At 41.4% G+C, this 15,797-nt stretch carries 14 protein-coding genes and 1 pseudogene; 7 read left to right on the top strand and 8 right to left on the bottom strand.

All coding sequences use genetic code 11. The features are described from left to right. The 3 genes from GBI66_RS11425 (at position 1) to GBI66_RS11415 (ending at position 2,392) form a co-directional block, all read left to right on the top strand. Positions 1–900, top strand: a complete 900-nt coding sequence (locus tag GBI66_RS11425) for a transporter substrate-binding domain-containing protein (RefSeq protein ID WP_151716183.1) — start codon at positions 1–3, stop codon at positions 898–900. Positions 901–935: 35 nt separating this feature from the next. Next, positions 936–1,802: a cysteine ABC transporter substrate-binding protein gene (locus GBI66_RS11420; RefSeq protein ID WP_151716182.1), complete on the top strand. Its 867-nt coding sequence runs from the start codon at positions 936–938 to the stop codon at positions 1,800–1,802. A 143-nt stretch (positions 1,803–1,945) separates the two neighbouring features. After that, complete coding sequence (locus GBI66_RS11415) at positions 1,946–2,392, top strand: VOC family protein (protein ID WP_151716181.1); 447 nt, start codon at positions 1,946–1,948, stop codon at positions 2,390–2,392. 86 nt (positions 2,393–2,478) lie between these two features. On the opposite strand, the gene GBI66_RS11410 is transcribed toward GBI66_RS11415, so the two are convergent. Beyond that, positions 2,479–3,258: a TorF family putative porin gene (locus GBI66_RS11410; protein WP_151716180.1), complete on the bottom strand. Its 780-nt coding sequence runs from the start codon at positions 3,256–3,258 to the stop codon at positions 2,479–2,481. Between the two features lie 125 nt (positions 3,259–3,383). Further along, entirely contained in the window at positions 3,384–3,833 is a 450-nt protein-coding gene (locus tag GBI66_RS11405; RefSeq protein ID WP_151716179.1) for a helix-turn-helix domain-containing protein, read from the bottom strand. Positions 3,834–3,929: 96 nt separating this feature from the next. Here GBI66_RS11405 and GBI66_RS11400 point away from each other — a divergent pair, with 96 nt between their 5' ends. Beyond that, on the top strand, positions 3,930–5,165 hold the full coding sequence (locus tag GBI66_RS11400) for an MFS transporter (RefSeq protein ID WP_151716178.1): 1,236 nt from the start codon (positions 3,930–3,932) through the stop codon (positions 5,163–5,165). A 52-nt stretch (positions 5,166–5,217) separates the two neighbouring features. Here the strand turns inward: GBI66_RS11400 and GBI66_RS11395 are convergent, their stop codons facing one another. The 4 genes and pseudogenes from GBI66_RS11395 to GBI66_RS11380 all read right to left on the bottom strand — a co-directional run bounded on the left by GBI66_RS11395 (position 5,218) and on the right by GBI66_RS11380 (position 9,390). Beyond that, entirely contained in the window at positions 5,218–6,096 is an 879-nt protein-coding gene (locus tag GBI66_RS11395; RefSeq protein WP_151716177.1) for a copper resistance D family protein, read from the bottom strand. Positions 6,097–6,175: 79 nt separating this feature from the next. Further along, positions 6,176–6,547, bottom strand: a complete 372-nt coding sequence (locus GBI66_RS11390) for a copper resistance protein CopC (protein ID WP_151716176.1) — start codon at positions 6,545–6,547, stop codon at positions 6,176–6,178. A 118-nt stretch (positions 6,548–6,665) separates the two neighbouring features. After that, positions 6,666–7,852, bottom strand: a pseudogene (locus GBI66_RS11385) (TCR/Tet family MFS transporter). 314 nt (positions 7,853–8,166) lie between these two features. Further along, complete coding sequence (locus GBI66_RS11380; RefSeq protein ID WP_151716175.1) at positions 8,167–9,390, bottom strand: MFS transporter; 1,224 nt, start codon at positions 9,388–9,390, stop codon at positions 8,167–8,169. 151 nt (positions 9,391–9,541) lie between these two features. Between GBI66_RS11380 and GBI66_RS11375 the strand changes: the two genes are divergently transcribed. Beyond that, a complete protein-coding gene (locus GBI66_RS11375) occupies positions 9,542–10,318 on the top strand; it encodes a helix-turn-helix domain-containing protein (RefSeq protein WP_151716174.1) in 777 nt (258 codons plus the stop codon). 90 nt (positions 10,319–10,408) lie between these two features. Next, the gene (locus GBI66_RS11370) at positions 10,409–11,560 is read left to right on the top strand and encodes a winged helix-turn-helix domain-containing protein (protein ID WP_151716173.1); all 1,152 of its coding nucleotides are present in this window, start codon (positions 10,409–10,411) and stop codon (positions 11,558–11,560) included. Positions 11,561–11,765: 205 nt separating this feature from the next. Here the strand turns inward: GBI66_RS11370 and GBI66_RS11365 are convergent, their stop codons facing one another. Together GBI66_RS11365 and GBI66_RS11360 are read right to left on the bottom strand one after the other, a co-directional pair. Continuing rightward, the gene (locus GBI66_RS11365) at positions 11,766–13,016 is read right to left on the bottom strand and encodes an MFS transporter (RefSeq protein WP_151716172.1); all 1,251 of its coding nucleotides are present in this window, start codon (positions 13,014–13,016) and stop codon (positions 11,766–11,768) included. A gap of 56 nt (positions 13,017–13,072) precedes the next feature. Beyond that, positions 13,073–14,227 carry an acyl-CoA dehydrogenase family protein gene (locus GBI66_RS11360; protein WP_151716171.1) on the bottom strand — a complete coding sequence of 385 codons (1,155 nt, stop codon included), beginning with the start codon at positions 14,225–14,227 and terminating at the stop codon, positions 13,073–13,075. 329 nt (positions 14,228–14,556) lie between these two features. Here GBI66_RS11360 and GBI66_RS11355 point away from each other — a divergent pair, with 329 nt between their 5' ends. After that, positions 14,557–15,774, top strand: a complete 1,218-nt coding sequence (locus GBI66_RS11355; RefSeq protein WP_151716170.1) for a CaiB/BaiF CoA-transferase family protein — start codon at positions 14,557–14,559, stop codon at positions 15,772–15,774. The last annotated feature ends 23 nt before the right edge of the window (positions 15,775–15,797 follow it).

Here is a 15,797-nt window from a genome sequence, read left to right as displayed (position 1 = left end):
ATGAGATTGAATTTAGCAATTGGGCAATATGCCCATTCTTCAAAAACAAAAATGTTTGGTCTTGGCATCACTTGCGTACTGATGGCAGCTGTGTTGACGGGCTGTAATCAATCCGCCTCCTCAGAGCCCAAAAGTACGGCTCAAGATACTTCACTGGAACAGATTCGGAAAAAAGGTGTATTGCGAGTTGGCGTATTTGCCGACAATCCACCGTTTGGTTATGTCGATAGTGTGGGCAAAAATCAGGGCTTTGATGTGGCCTTAGCAAAGCGTGTCACTCAAGATTTACTGGGTGATGAAAATAAAATTCAGTTTGTGGTGGCAGAAGCTGCCAATCGGGTTGAGTTTTTAAAGTCAGGAAAAGTTGATGTGGTTTTTGCCAGCTTTTCGGTGACGCCAGAGCGGCAACAGGTAGTTGATTTTTCCGAGCCTTATTTAAAAGCCTCCTTAGGGATTGTCTCACCCAAAGCCAAAGCCATTACCGATGTTAAAAGTCTCGAAGGCAAAACATTAATTGTAAATAAGGGCTCAAGCTCGGAGATCTATTTCAGTAAAAACTATCCCAAAATTCATTTATTGAAATTTGGACAAAATACCGATGCTTTCAATGCACTGATTGATGGTCGGGGTAATGCCATTTCCCAAGACAGTACCTATGCACTGGCCTGGGCAGCCAAGAATCCGAATTATGTGGCGGGTATTCCACAAATTGGTAACGAGGATTTTATTGCAGCGGGCGTGAAGAAGGGCAATACCCAATTACTGCACTGGCTCAATGATGAAATCAAACAGCTTAGGGCGACAGGTGAAGTTCAGAATATTTATGACCAAACTTTAAAGCCGATTTATGGTGAAAAAGTGAATCCCAATATCTTTTTAGATGTTGATAGCACCAAGTAATAACAGATTTTTAAAACACTAAAAAAGGTGAACGTATGCAAACAATAACATTGTCAAATATTCAAAAATTACTGCTGGCTTCTATATTCAGTTTAGGACTGGCAGCGTGTAATAAAAATCCACAGTCAGCAGAGAAATCCGCTGAGGCCTCAACGCAAGTCTCCAGTATTGAGCAGATCAAGAAAAATGGGGTGGTGCGTATTGGTGTGTTTAGCGATAAGCCACCGTTTGGTTATCTGGATGCACAAGGTAAAAATCAGGGCTTTGATGTGGAAATTGCCAAACATGTGGCCAAAGATTTATTAGGTGATGAAAATAAAGTCCAATTCGTACTGACAGAAGCTGCCAATCGAGTGGAATATCTGAAGGCCAATAAAGTCGATATTATTTTTGCTAATTTCACCGTGACACCAGAGCGTGAACAGGTGGTGGATTTTGCTAAGCCTTATTTAAAAGTCGCCTTGGGTGTGGTGTCTCCGAAAAATAAACCAATTACTGATATTGCCCAATTAAAGGATCAGACCTTATTGGTAAATAAGGGCACGACAGCGGACTCTTTCTTTAGCAAGCAACATCCAGAAATTAAGCTGCAAAAGTATGAGCAAAATACTGAAACTTTTGATGCCTTAAAAGATGGTCGTGGTGCAGCGTTGGCACATGATAATTTATTGGTCTTAGCTTGGGCAAAAGAGAATCCAAATTATACAGTCGGCATTACCAATCTAGGTGAGCAGGATTTGATCGCACCCGCAGTTCAGAAAGGTAATAAGGAGTTGTTGGATTGGTTAAATCAAGATTTGGAAAAACTCGCCAAACAAGGAGTCATCCATCAAGCCTATGAAAAAACCTTAAAGCCTGTTTATGGCGATGGTATTCCTGCCAAAGATTTAATTATTGAATAATCATTTTTCAATTGATTTAAAAGCCAAGCGAGGTTGAATCTCGCTTGGCTTTTTTATGACTATAAATCGATGTGTATTACAAAGTATAGACAGTGGTCAAAAAACCTGCAGATTAGAATGAAAAAAACACAGAGAAAAAGCAGATGCAAACCACAGAAATAGATTTTATCGTGAAAGATAGCATAACTGCATTGGCGTTTTATGAACAGGTTTTTGAGGTTGAAAGAATTGAAGTCGGTGATTTTGTCGTTGGACAAAATAGTGTGATTATGAGTATTCATGGGGTTCATTTTCATATGCTGGATGAAAACCCAGATTTCCAATTGCTGGCACCTACCCAAGAAAGCTATATCCCGATTTGGTTTAATATTACAGTCACAGATATCGAGCAAACATTGCAGCAAGCGGTTGATGCGGGTGCTACGGTGATTCAGGTGGTGCAAGATATGCCTAAAATGGGCATCAAAAATGCCATGTTTAAAGATCCGTTTGGATATATGTGGTTATTGCATCAGATACTTGAAGTGGTGGATTATGAAACTCGGGCTCAATTATTGGAGCAACAAGGCTTTCAGCGTAAATCTGGTTAACAAATCAGTCGATAAAAATGCAATGTCATACAGCAAGCATGCATATTTGTTGATGCTTACTGTACTTCGCTTTTCTGATCTTAATCCTAAAAGAACTTGGTCAAGCTAAACACGGCGGCAGTTTTAACGCCTTTTTTATTGCTGTCGGAATAACCAGAGCTATCGAGGTTGGTTCCAATCGCAGCCAGTTCCGCACTTAAGTTCATCGGTTTGTAATTATAATTCGCTGCAATTTTCCAATCGATAAAATGATCTTTCGGATCTCCTCCATAAATTTCTCGGCTTGCTTTGGAATAGCCTAAGCTTGCAACGGCACCAAAGTTGGTTTCGGCAATGGGAGTGGTATATAAAAGGTTAAAATACCAATTATTGACATTTTCACCAACGCTTTGGCGAGTGGCTTTGCCTCCATATTGAGGGGTATAGCTGATACTTGGGGTAAAGCTATCATTATTGTTCAAAGCGTTATTGATGATTAGCTTGAGATAATATTCATTATAATTTAAGTCACTTTTGCCGACATAATTATAGCGCAGCATACCGATATCGAGGCTGGGTTGGAATTTCCCTAAGCGTATCGGCGTCGTATAGCCAATAAAAGGATCGAGTTCTAAGTGTGCTTCATTACCAAAATCGACATTTGATGCAAAAGCCGCGGCATATAATCCAGAGGAATGGCTTAAAAGAAAATTACCTTGCAAGGCTGCATCATTTTTGGTTTGGGTTTGCCCGCGCCAGCGGTATTCACTGGCCAAAGCGACATTTCCACTCAACACTAAATTCGATGTTGTAGGCTGATCTGATGCAAATGCATAATTTGACGAGCAAGCTGTAATCAAAACCAATAATTGATAAAAACCTTTCATAACATCCTCAACATATGAGTTAAATTTGATGTGATGTATATTAGGTTTTAATTAATTGATAAATAATAAAATTATCGTAAACTATGCGTAAAGAAAGCATAAATTTTTAACGCATATTTTATAGGCTATAGATTCACTTTTAATACTTTTGTGTTACTGGTACTTAAAAGATTTCCCTCATTTGAGGTGGGTATCATCAATGGAACAGGTTTTCCTGTTGATTTTTCAATCAGGACAGAATGCGCTTCATTTTCCCCAAATAAATATTGTTCACCCCATTGGCGTAGTGCAACTATTACAGGGAATAACTGTTTACCTTGATCTGTCAAAATATATTCTTGATAGGCTGTGCCATCTGACGCGGCTCGCATTTCTAGAATTTCAGCATCAATTAATTTATGTAGTCTGTTGGACAGAATATTACGGGCAACGTTTAGACTGCGTTGTAAATCACCAAAGCGATGTATCCCATCCATCACATCTCGAATAATCAGCAATGACCAACGATCTCCAATCACATCAACACAACGTGCAACAGGGCAAGGTTCATCTAGGGAAATTTTATCTGGTGACATCGGATTCTCGGAACAGTTCGGTCAGACTAGTTGCATTTTAAAACTAGATGGCTTATGGTTCAACTGGTTTTAATTTGAAACTAGTTTGGTTCTGCGATGAATAGTCCCTGTACATCGGCTTTATCACAAAATGAAAAGCATCTTTTAATCCAGTCAAAAAAATTGCCGACCAGTTTGGTGTGGTTGTTCGCCATTGCAAGTGGGCTTAGTGTTGCCAATGTCTATTATGCGCAACCATTGCTTGATGCAATTGCAACGGATTTGGCAATCAGTTATGCCGCTGTTGGCAGTGTCATTCTCGTGACTCAAATTGGCTGTACGGTCGCTTTATTATTGTTAGTTCCATTGGGGGATCGAGTCGATCGCAGACGTTTAATGCTATTACAGCTATTCGGATTGGTACTTGCATTGAATGCTGTAAGTATCACTAAAACGGCTGTGGGCTTATTTGCAAGTATGTTTGCTGTTGGCATGTTAGGGACTGCCATGACACAGGGACTGATTGCCTATGCTGCAAGTGTGGCCGAATCCCATGAGCGTGGATATGTCGTAGGTACAGCACAAAGTGGTGTGTTTATTGGATTGTTATTAGCACGTGTTTTTGCTGGAGGTGTGAGCGATTTAGCAGGATGGAGGAGCGTATATTTTTGTGCAGCAATACTGATGTTGATGATTGCAATACCCCTATGGAAATACTTGCCACAACCATCCAATACACAGAATACTTTGGCTTATCCTCGCTTGATTTTGTCGATGTTAAGTTTGCTTTATCAAAATAAACTCTTACAAATACGAGGCATATTGGCATTGCTGATGTTTGCAGTGTTTAATATTTTTTGGAGTGCATTGGCATTATTGTTGAGTTCTCCTCCTTATCAGTATTCCCATACCGCTATTGGTGCATTTGGTTTGGTTGGGGCACTGGGGGCATTAATGGCCACAAAAGCTGGACAATGGGCAGATCAAGGCTTTGCACAAAGAACCAGTGCTTTTGCATTGCTCGTCATCTTATTGTCTTGGTTGGCATTCTCTCAAATTGAATATTCAATTGTGGCATTAATCATCGGTATTTTATTACTGGATCTAGGCGGGCAAGCCTTACATGTCACCAATCAAAGCATGATCTTGCAAACTGGACAGGACAATCAAAGCCGCTTAATTGGACTGTATATGTTGTTCTATGCCGCAGGCAGTGGATTAGGAGCAATCAGTACAACCATCACCTATGCAAAAGCGGGATGGTATGGCGTTTGCCTACTGGGTGCCTGCGGTAGTCTAATGGCATTATTATTTTGGTACTTAACACGGCATGTTAAAATAGTCATTGTGTAGAAATATAAGGTTAATTGAGAGATATTAAAATCAGCATCAACATTATAATAAATCACTCGATTCCAACAACGGTCGTAATATACGCGGTCACCATGAGAATCAAAAAGCCCAAAGACATTTCAAACAAAATGGCATAACCCAACTGTTTGGCAAATTGAGGCTGTTGCAAACGTGGGGTGAAATACCATTTATTAAAAGCAGCTAATAATAAGATGCAGATCACCAATAACAGTTTAATGATAAAACCTTGTCCATAAGGCGTTGCGATGAGGGTATTAAAATCCTTAAACAAGAGCAGGGCTATGCTGGCGCCACATGCAATTAAAATCGCCACAATAAATGCCGCAATCCGCCCAAATAAATGCATAGCTTGTTTTAATGGCAGTCCACTTATGCTGTGGCTGGTTTTCCAAAGTGGATATAAAGACCCCATCCATACAGACATGACCAGTACATGGATGGTCAATAAAAACTGAGCAAAAATGGATAAATTGGTGACATGACCCAGTTGAGAAAAACTATATACAATAAGCACTAACGGAATAGCGAAAAAGATTTTCTCAAAGCTTCTGATACTGGTGCTTTTTCGATGGAGTTTAACTAATAGTAGTGTAAGTATTAGCGCAAAACTGACAATACGAATCAGATGAATATGCCCCGTGGAGGTATTCAGTACTATACAGATATAGGTCAAATCAAACATGCCGAAGAGGCCTGTGTTTGCAAAGCTACCAATCAAAAGTAAGAAAGCTAAAGTGCTAGAGATCAATCCTAACACTGCACCTAGTGTCATATATTGGACAATGGTCCTTTTTATTGCAGTATAACGATCCAGTAGGAAATAACAGAATGAACCACCGATGACCATAATCATGCCGAGATAAAGGCTTACTTTGTTGAACCAAGCTGCAAACATCCAGTATTCAGACATTATTTTTCTTCCCTTTTATCAATAGCTCAGCAACCCATGCTGTAGCCAATCTATTCATATATTTTTAATGGTATTTGCCTTATTTCAAGGTGAAGCTATATTCACCATTCATGTTATGTCCGTCTTTGCCCATGGTGCTCCAAAGTACGTTATATTTGCCTTTTTTCAGTGTTGGCAAAGCAACATCAAAGGTTTTTTTCAAGTCATGGCTGACTTTGTAATTCAGCGGTAGTGCTTGGCTTTGTTCATCTAAAATTTGGATTTTCATTAACATCACCTCATCAGCAAAATTAAGGCTAAGATTTTTAGGTTGAGCAGAAACAGTGGTGTTTGCAGCTGGGGTGGAATTAATTAAACTGACATGAGCAAAGGCAGTTGAGGTAGCAATGATCATTGTTATGCCAACAAAAAGATTGCGTAATAGGGTTTTACTTTTTTGAGAAAAATTCATTTCTGATCCTCTTTGAAGCATGATGAGTTGGGGATGGCACAAAGCGCGCCATCTGATTTCATCTTTTATTATCAAAGCAATATCGGTACATCTATGCGACGTGAAAATTACTTTTTTGTCATTTTGGTACCGAAAAACTTGGCTTTAAGCTGCGAAGTACGATAGGTAGGGATAGGATATAAATCATGACTACACTCAACCAGATTGCACCCGGCCAGTCGGATTGAAATTGGAAATATAAGCTTGAGAACAACAACGGGGCAAACATTGAGGCCAAACTAATTGTCGATGCAATAATTCCTTGAAATTGACCTTGCTGTTCAGGCGAGACTTTTTGTGAAGCTAAGGCTTGCAAAGAGGGTGTACCAATACTACCGAGGGCGAAAATTGGCATGATGGCAAAAATCATCCAGCCTTGCTGTGCAAAAGCCATCACCACTAAGGCAATAGCGCTATAGCCCATGCCGATTAAGACTGTATTTCGATTGCCAAAGCGTTTGGATGCATGTTGGGGAACAAAAGCTTGAACCAACATTTGGCACAAACCAAACATTCCCAAAGAAAGACCTACCCAGAAACCATTCCATTGAAGGCGGCATGCCCCCATAACGCCCAACAAACTGCATAAGCCTCACCTGTAGCGCTAAAGATAAAGAAAATCGCAATCAGGGGCAGCACATTGGGGATAGATCGAAGTGAAGCAAACACTTTAAATGGATTGAGTGTTGCTACAGATTTTTTTGAAAGATCTGCTGTTTTTGATTCAGGGAGTGCCCAGTAGGCTAATAAAAAGTTGAGACCTGTCAGTATGGCTGCTATCAAAAAAGGAAGCCTGAGCCAGTATTCACCGAGCAAACCACCAAGGATTGGTCCAATGATAAAACCTGCGCCAAACATGGCACTGATTAAGCCAAAGTATTGTGCGCGTTGCTCTGGTTCTGAAATATCTACCAGATAAGCAGACGCAACGGACATATTGGCGCTGCTCATGCCTGCAACGATACGACCAATCAATAACAGCGCAAAGCTATGGGAAAAGCTTAAACATAGATAGTTGATGGCTGAGCCAGCTAATGAAAATAGCAGAATGGGTCGCCGTCCATATTTGTCACTTAGACTGCCAAGTAAGGGTGAAAAAATAAATTGCATGGCAGCATAGAGACTACCGAGCAGACCGATGTACAGCGCAGTTTGGTGATTATGGGTAATATCTTGAAGTAAGGCGGGCAAGATTGGAAAAATCAGCCCGATTCCGATTGCATCTAAAGCAATGGTCGAAAAAATAATAAATAGAGAGCGATTCATAAAGCGTCCTATCGAAAAAGCAGGCACAGCAATGCTGCGAAAACCTGTTAACGATGCCTGATAACAGCTCAAGCCCTGATGAACGCTGACCGAATCTTAAAGAGAGGGATATGTGTCGATGCATTCTTTTATAAAATCAAAAAAGACATCAATTTTTCGCGGTTTTTTTATCGTAACAATGGAAATAAATGGATTTAACAATCCACTCATTTGTTGAAAATTTTAGCACTAAAAATAGCAAAGGTACAAGATTGTATGAAAATTAAGCAGATACGCTGTGGCAGTTGCACATCGCATATCTGCTGAGGAAATAATTATTTTTTGGTATTCGGTAAAAATGCAGTCATAAAACCTAAGAGTGGTAGGAACGAGCAGAGCTTATATACCCACACAATACCATGCGTATCGGCCAAATGACCGAGACCTGCTGCACCAATTCCACCAATACCGAACATAAGACCGAACATCAAACCAGCAACCATACCGACACGACCAGGCACAGCTTCTTGTGCATAGACCACTAAGGCAGAAAATGCTGAAGACATGACTAAACCAATAATAATGACTAATATTGCTGTGCCAGTTAAGCCGACATAAGGCAACATCAGCGCAAATGGTGCAATGCCTAAGAAGGACACCCAAATAACTGCTTTACGTCCAATACGGTCTCCAATTGGGCCTCCAGCAAAAGTACCTAATGCTACTGCACCTAAAAATATAAATAGATACAGCTGAGAGGTTTGAATAGAAACATTAAAGCGTTCGATTAGATAGAAAGTAAAATAATTGGTAATGGCTGCGATATAGATAAATTTGGCAAACATCAACACACAAATCACGGCCATGGCTTGGATCACTTGTTTACGGGTCAAGGTCGAGATCGCCTTTTGACTGGCAGCGCGTTGTACAGGTGCTTGTTTGACTAACCATTTGGTGACACGTAATAAAACAAATATGGCTAAGGCAGCAACCAAAACAAATAAGCCTATTGCTCCTTGTCCATTGGGAATAATCACTGCCGCAGCCATTAATGGCCCAATCGCAGAACCTGTATTGCCTCCGACTTGAAACATGGATTGAGCTGTACCAAAACGTCCACCTGAGGCTGTGCGGGCGATACGAGAAGCTTCAGGATGAAAGGTCGATGAGCCAACCCCAATTAGTGCGGCAGCAAAGAGTAAACTTTGAAAACTACCTGCAATTGCCATCAATCCAATGCCAATCAGTGTGGCAACCATCCCTGCGGGCAGTAAATAGGGCTTTGGATGCTTGTCTGTATAGAGGCCAATCCATGGTTGTAATAAGGATGCCGTAATTTGATAAACCAAGGCAATCCAGCCAATTTCAGCAAAACTTAATGAAAACTCGGCTTTTAGCATTGGATAACTTGCAGTCACCACAGCTTGAATCGAATCATTTAACAGATGGGCAAAAGCGACTGCACCGACTACACGCAATACCAATTTCTGTGGTTGATCATTCGGTGGAAATTGCGTTTGCGAAAATGCATTTTCAAGAGTGCCTGTATTGCTTGCCATGATTGCTCCAACACGTTGTATCCGCTTGAATTGTGATACGGAAAGAAGGTTTGTTTTTCAGTGGTTTTATCCTAAACTGAACAGAAAGCGGCCCACAATCATATTTGGGACAGATAGTATCGAGTTCAGGCCATTTTCAGGGATGAAGGCAATGCGCAATATTCAGGTCAATGATTATCAGGATGTGGCTCGCAATGTGATGGCAACTGGCAATGATTACGAAGATGGACAAATCCTCGCAAGCCATCGTCATGCCAGAGGGCAATGTTTGTATGCGATAACAGGCGTATTGACAGTAACGACCAATACAGGCAGTTGGGTGGTGCCACCGAAACGTGCGTTATGGATTCCAGCTGGTATTGATCATGAAGTGCATATGGGCGGTATCACCAAAACCCGCAGTGCCTATATTCTTCCAGAAGTCGCGCGCAAAGCAGGTTTACCCATTTATTGTGCTGTAATTAATGTGTCGCCGTTATTGCATGAATTACTCTCGACAGCGGTTGATCTGCCTGCCGAATATGAGTTGGGTGGACGCGATGATTATTTGATGCAATTGATCATTGCCGAAATCGCTTTGATGCCTGAATTGCCATTGAATGCGCCGTTACCACAAGAGCCACGCTTGGCCGCATTATGTTTGCAATTATTAAAAGCACCGACTTTAGATTATGATCTGGATCAGATTGCGGAACAAGTGGGAATGAGCCGTCGCAATTTCACCCGAATTTTTCGACTACAGACTGGCATGAGTTTTAGTCATTGGCGGCAACAGGCCTGTCTACTGAATGCACTGACCAGAATGGAATTAGGACAGCCGATTACCCGTGTGGCGATGGAGCTTGGTTATAGCAGCAGTAGCGCCTTTACTGCGGCCTTTAAACGTTCTTTAGGTGTGGCTCCACGCTTTTATTTACAAGGAAAATGATTCGGTGAATGTGATAATGTGAGATGAAATCAATTCACTCATTTCACGACCATTTGTATGGCTTGAGAACATAAGATCAACGATAAATTTATGCTGTCATTATTAAAAGGTTTGGCCTTGTCTCATCAAGGTCTGGAAAAAAATAACACATTTGGTGAAGGATTATCTGGAACACTGAACGCGATTGAGCATCTCGGTTATGTGCAAATAGATACTATTTCAGTGGTTGAGCGTGCGCATCATCATGTTTTGTGGAGTCGGGTGCCAGATTATCAGTTGAGTCATTTAAATCAGTTAGTTAAAGATCAACTTATTTTCGAGCATTGGGCACACGCAGCCTCTTATCTGCCGATGCGGGATTATCGTTATGCCATGCCCTTGATGAATGCGATCCGAAATGGTGAAAGTCGCTATTTCAAAAGTGATCCGCGTTTAATGAAGGAAATTCTGGCTCAGGTTAAAGCAGAAGGTAAAATCCAACTGCGAAATATGCAGAAGGAGAGGCGGGAAGGTCCAGCAGGTTGGTGGAATGCCGGTCCAAGTCGTAAGGCGCTTGAGCAGTTATTTATGCAAGGTGACTTGATGATCTGTGAGCGTAATGGGATGGAGAAAGTCTTTGATCTGACTGAACGCTGTTTGCCAGAAGGGATTGATCTCAGCACACCGACGTTGCATGAATATGCGCATTATTTATTGAACATGAACATACGCGCACACGGTGTATTTACATGGAAGCAGTTATTGCATTTAAAAGGAAAAGCGTTACGTGAGGTGATGCGTACTGTATTGGATGAACATATCGATGCAGGTTTGGTGAAGGTTCTGAAACTGGAAAATGGACAAACGATTTATGTTGCTACTGCCGTCTTGGAACATGAACCCGCTATTCAAGCACAACTCAAAATATTGTCTCCTTTCGATAATCTGGTGATTCATCGAGAGCGCTTGAGCACTTTATTTGACTTTGATTACCGCATTGAATGTTATGTGCCAGCTGCGAAAAGACAATATGGTTATTTTTGTTTACCGCTGTTGTATGCAGATCGGTTTGTTGGTCGCATTGATTGTAAAGTTCATCGCCGTGAAAAGCGATTAGAGGTGATTCGTCTGCATTTAGAAGATGAGAATATGCAGGACCGAGAGGCTTTTATCAATGCTTTAGAGCTGGAATTACAACGTTTTGCTGTATTTAATCAGTGTACGAGTGTGGATGTAGGGAAGATTAGACATTTAATAAGCTAAGCTGTTAAATAATTTGGGGATTTTATTTTTAAACCTAGCCCTCGAGAGGACTAGGTTTACCTAAAAAGCTTAATCGAAGAATGAGAAACACTCTAACGTTATTGGGTAGGAGGAGTATTCTCCTGCATGAATACATTTAATATTTAAGCGTATTCAAGTCATCATGCATTTTCATGCCACCCCATGATGTTCTGGAATATCTTATTTAAGAATTTTGTGGGTCATATTGTTTTTCCTTGATAAATAGTGCTGGAATCACACCACAAATCAGGTAAGCAGCACCCATCACCACAAAACCTAAACCAATAGACCCGCCAGAAGCCAAGAAACCAATAGTTGCAGGGGCAAGTGCTGCGCCTAAACGGCCAACATTGTAAGCGCCGCCAATAGCTGTACCGCGAATGGCTGTAGCAAAGCTTTCGGTCATATAGGTCGCGTTTACGCCATAAGGAATACCGTAAAGGAAACCGAAGGTCACCAGTAAATATAGAATGTTGCTTGGAGAGTTATAAAACACAATCAGTGGCAGGAAAATAGCAGTACCAATCGCGCCAAAAGCATAGGTAAAACGACGACCTAATTTATCCGCCATCATGCCTGCCAGAACTTTGCCGAGAATCATTGCGGTATAGGTGCCCACCATATAAGCGGTCATTTCCTTAAACTTCATACCCAGTTCACTTTCCAGATATGAAGGCATCCAGTTATTTACGCCGTAATAACCAAATTGTAGGAAACCTGCGGTTAATGCCCATAAGATAAACATATTACGATTGCGTTTATCTTGAAAAATCAGTTTAAAAGCAGAGGTTTTTTCGGTATTGGCTGTTGCATCGTATTGTTTTAATCGAGACTGTTGCCATGCTTCTGGTTCTGGAACAAACATATGCATCAATACAGCAATAATCACTGGGACAATTGCCACGTAAAACAGCATACGCCAACCATGATCTGGAATAATCCAGCCTGCTAGCAGGGTCGCCACAATATATCCGACGGTCCAACCTGCCTGTAAGGTTCCAAGTACAGTTGTGCGATAACGTGTTGGTACATATTCCGCCATGAGGGTATTACAGGCGATATAGAGTGAACCAAGGCCAAGAGAGGCAAAAAATCTGAGGATTCCGAATTGCAGAAAACTTTGGGTAAAACCTAAGCCACAAGTTAATAGCGAAAAGGTGAGAATAGAAATAACAACGATGCGGACACGTCCAAATTTGTCACATGCCCAACCACCAAAAATCCCGCCGATGGCCATACCAGCCAAAGTAAAACTACCGAGCATACCTGCCTGAACTGAGCTTAAGCCAAAATCTGCCTTAATACTGTTTAAGCTGTAAGACAGCAGCATAAGATCCGCACCATCGACCAACAAAGCCAGAAATGCAAAAATAAAAGCAATTTTCCAAGTATGGGGTTGTATTGGTGAACGGGATGTATCGTCGTGTGTAGCCATAATCCATTACCTACATTTGATTTAAAGCACCTTAAGTCGTTTAAAGTGCTTGGGAGTCATGAAGAAGCTGCTCGAATCATGTTTCGGGCAATAATTATTTGTTGAACTTGCGTGGTTCCTTCATATAAACGGAACAAGCGGACATCTCGATAAAAACGTTCAATCGCATATTCACTGATATAACCTGCGCCGCCGTGAATCTGTACGCAGCGATCTGCAACTCGGCCACACATTTCAGTGGCAAACATTTTGGCGCAAGATGCTTCTGTACTGACGTTTTGTCCCATGTCGCGTAATCGCGCAGCGTCAAGCACCATACATTTGGCCGCATAAATTTCAGCTTTGGAGTCAGCCAGCATGGCTTGAATCAGTTGAAATTCGGTAATCGGCTGACCAAATTGTTTACGCTCCATGGCGTAATTCAATGCGTCATCCAGCATTCGTGTGGCTGCCCCGACACTAAGTGCCGCAATATGGAGTCGGCCTTTATCGAGAACTTTCATGGCCGTTTTAAAACCGACACCTTCTACCCCACCAATCAGTGCAGAAGCAGGCACACGGCAATTTTCAAAAATCACATCACAGGTATGGGCACCTTTTTGCCCCATCTTTTTATCGCGCTTACCAAGAAAAATCCCCGAAGTTTGACTATCGACAATAAATGCAGAAATGCCGCCAGCACCTTTAATATCAGGATTGGTTCGCGCCATCACTGTAAAGACGCCAGCATGGGGTGCATTGGTAATAAAGCGCTTGGTACCATTTAAGACATAGAAATCGCCATCTTTCACTGCTCTGGTTTTTAAGGCTGCTGCATCTGAACCAGCGTCTGGTTCGGTTAAGCAAAAAGAGCTAATCACTTCACCACGTGCTAAACGAGGCAGGAAAAAAGATTTTTGTGCTTCTGTACCATCAATAATTAGACCGCTAGAGCCAATCCCATTGTTGGTGCCGATCAGAGAACGAAAGGCTGGGGAAGTGCGGCCAAGCTCGAAAGCAATATAGACTTCTTCTTCCATCGTCAGCCCAAGACCATCGTACTGTTCCGGAATGGTCAATCCAAACAGGCCAAGCGCTTTCATTTGCTCAATAATATCTTTTGGAATTTCATCTGTTTCCGCGACTTCATTCTCACGAGGAATTAAAACACCTTCAACAAACTGTCGAATCATATCGACCAGTTGGTTCAGTGTTTCTTGATCTCGAACCATAGTCTTATCCTTTGTACAAGCAGCTAAAAACAAAAATACGATGTTCGTAAAATCATCAATATTGATGCGATAGTAATCAAAGGAGTCTCATAAAACAATATATTTTGAAAATAAATTTCGCAATGCGATATTTTGTTTGTTATTAGTGGTTTCTAATCTGTTGATTTAATTAATCTATATTTATTGAATAAAAATCATATTTTTTGATGGAAAATTAAGGTTTGATTTTTTAAAATCTTGTTTGTATATTAAAAATATATATCGCTATGCGAAACTTATGTGAAGTAAGTTTTCCTATAGGAAATTAAGCACAGGTGAGTGGGATAAACATGGGCGCTTTAAATGGAATTCGTGTACTTGATTTGAGTCGGGTACTGGCTGGACCGTGGTGTGGGCAGATACTTGCTGATCTGGGCGCAGAAGTGATTAAGGTGGAACGACCAAAGGTGGGAGATGACACCCGATCTTGGGGGCCACCTTGGATGAAGGATGATACTGGATCTGACACACGAGAAGCAGCTTACTATCAGTCGACAAATCGTAATAAGCTCTCGGTTGCAATTGATATTGCTACTCCTGAAGGTCAAGAACTGATCAAAGCTTTAATTCAGGATACGGATGTTGTTATTGAAAATTATAAGGCTGGTTCGCTGAAAAAATATGGGCTGGATTATGCTGCATTGTCAGCAATCAATCCTGGTCTGGTCTATTGTTCGATTACGGGTTTTGGACAAGATGGTCCACGTGCAGAAGAGCCTGGCTATGATTTTATTATTCAGGGAATGGGCGGGTTGATGTCCATCACAGGTGAAAAGGATGATTTAGCAGGAGGTGGCCCACAAAAAGTAGGTGTGGCATTTTCTGATCTGGCGACAGGACTTTATTCGACCATTGCTATTCAGGCGGCTTTACTGAACCGCCATGCGACAGGTTTAGGCCAGTATATTGATATGGCGCTGCTTGATGTGCAAATTGCCACCATGGCCAATCAGGGAATGAACTATCTGTCATCAGGGAAAGTCCCTGTGCGTTATGGTAATGCACACGCCAATATTGTTCCTTATCAGGTATTTAAAGCTGCTGATCGTGATTTTATTATTGCGTGTGGCAATGACACTCAGTTTATTCAACTCTGTCGAAGTATTGGCCTACCTGATTTACCGAATGATTCTCGATTTAGTCGCAACGCAGATCGTATTCAGTATCGAGATGAAATTATTGGGATTTTATCAGCGCATTTTTTAACAAAGACTGCGGATGAGTGGGTTGCAGCAATTTATGCGGCCAAAGTTCCAGTTGGGGTGATCAATAATCTGGAGCAGGCTTTTCAAGAGCCGCAAGTGATTGCAAGAAAAATGCTGGTTGATATGCCGCATCCGCAACGTGAAAAGCTCACCGTGATTGGATCGCCGATCAAACTTTCAAGAACGCCAGTTGAGTATAAAACTGCGCCACCTTTATTGGGTGAGCATACTGATACGATTTTAACCCGGGTTCTTTCTCAGGAAAAACTCGATGAATTAAAACTGAAAGGGATTATTGGATAACGAGTGTACCAAAGTCAAAATGC

The sequence above is a fragment of the Acinetobacter sp. TUM15071 genome, from assembly GCF_008980925.1.
Lineage (GTDB): Bacteria > Pseudomonadota > Gammaproteobacteria > Pseudomonadales > Moraxellaceae > Acinetobacter > Acinetobacter dispersus.
The sequence above is the reverse complement of the archived record's forward strand: the minus strand, read 5'-3'. Positions and strand labels throughout refer to the sequence as shown.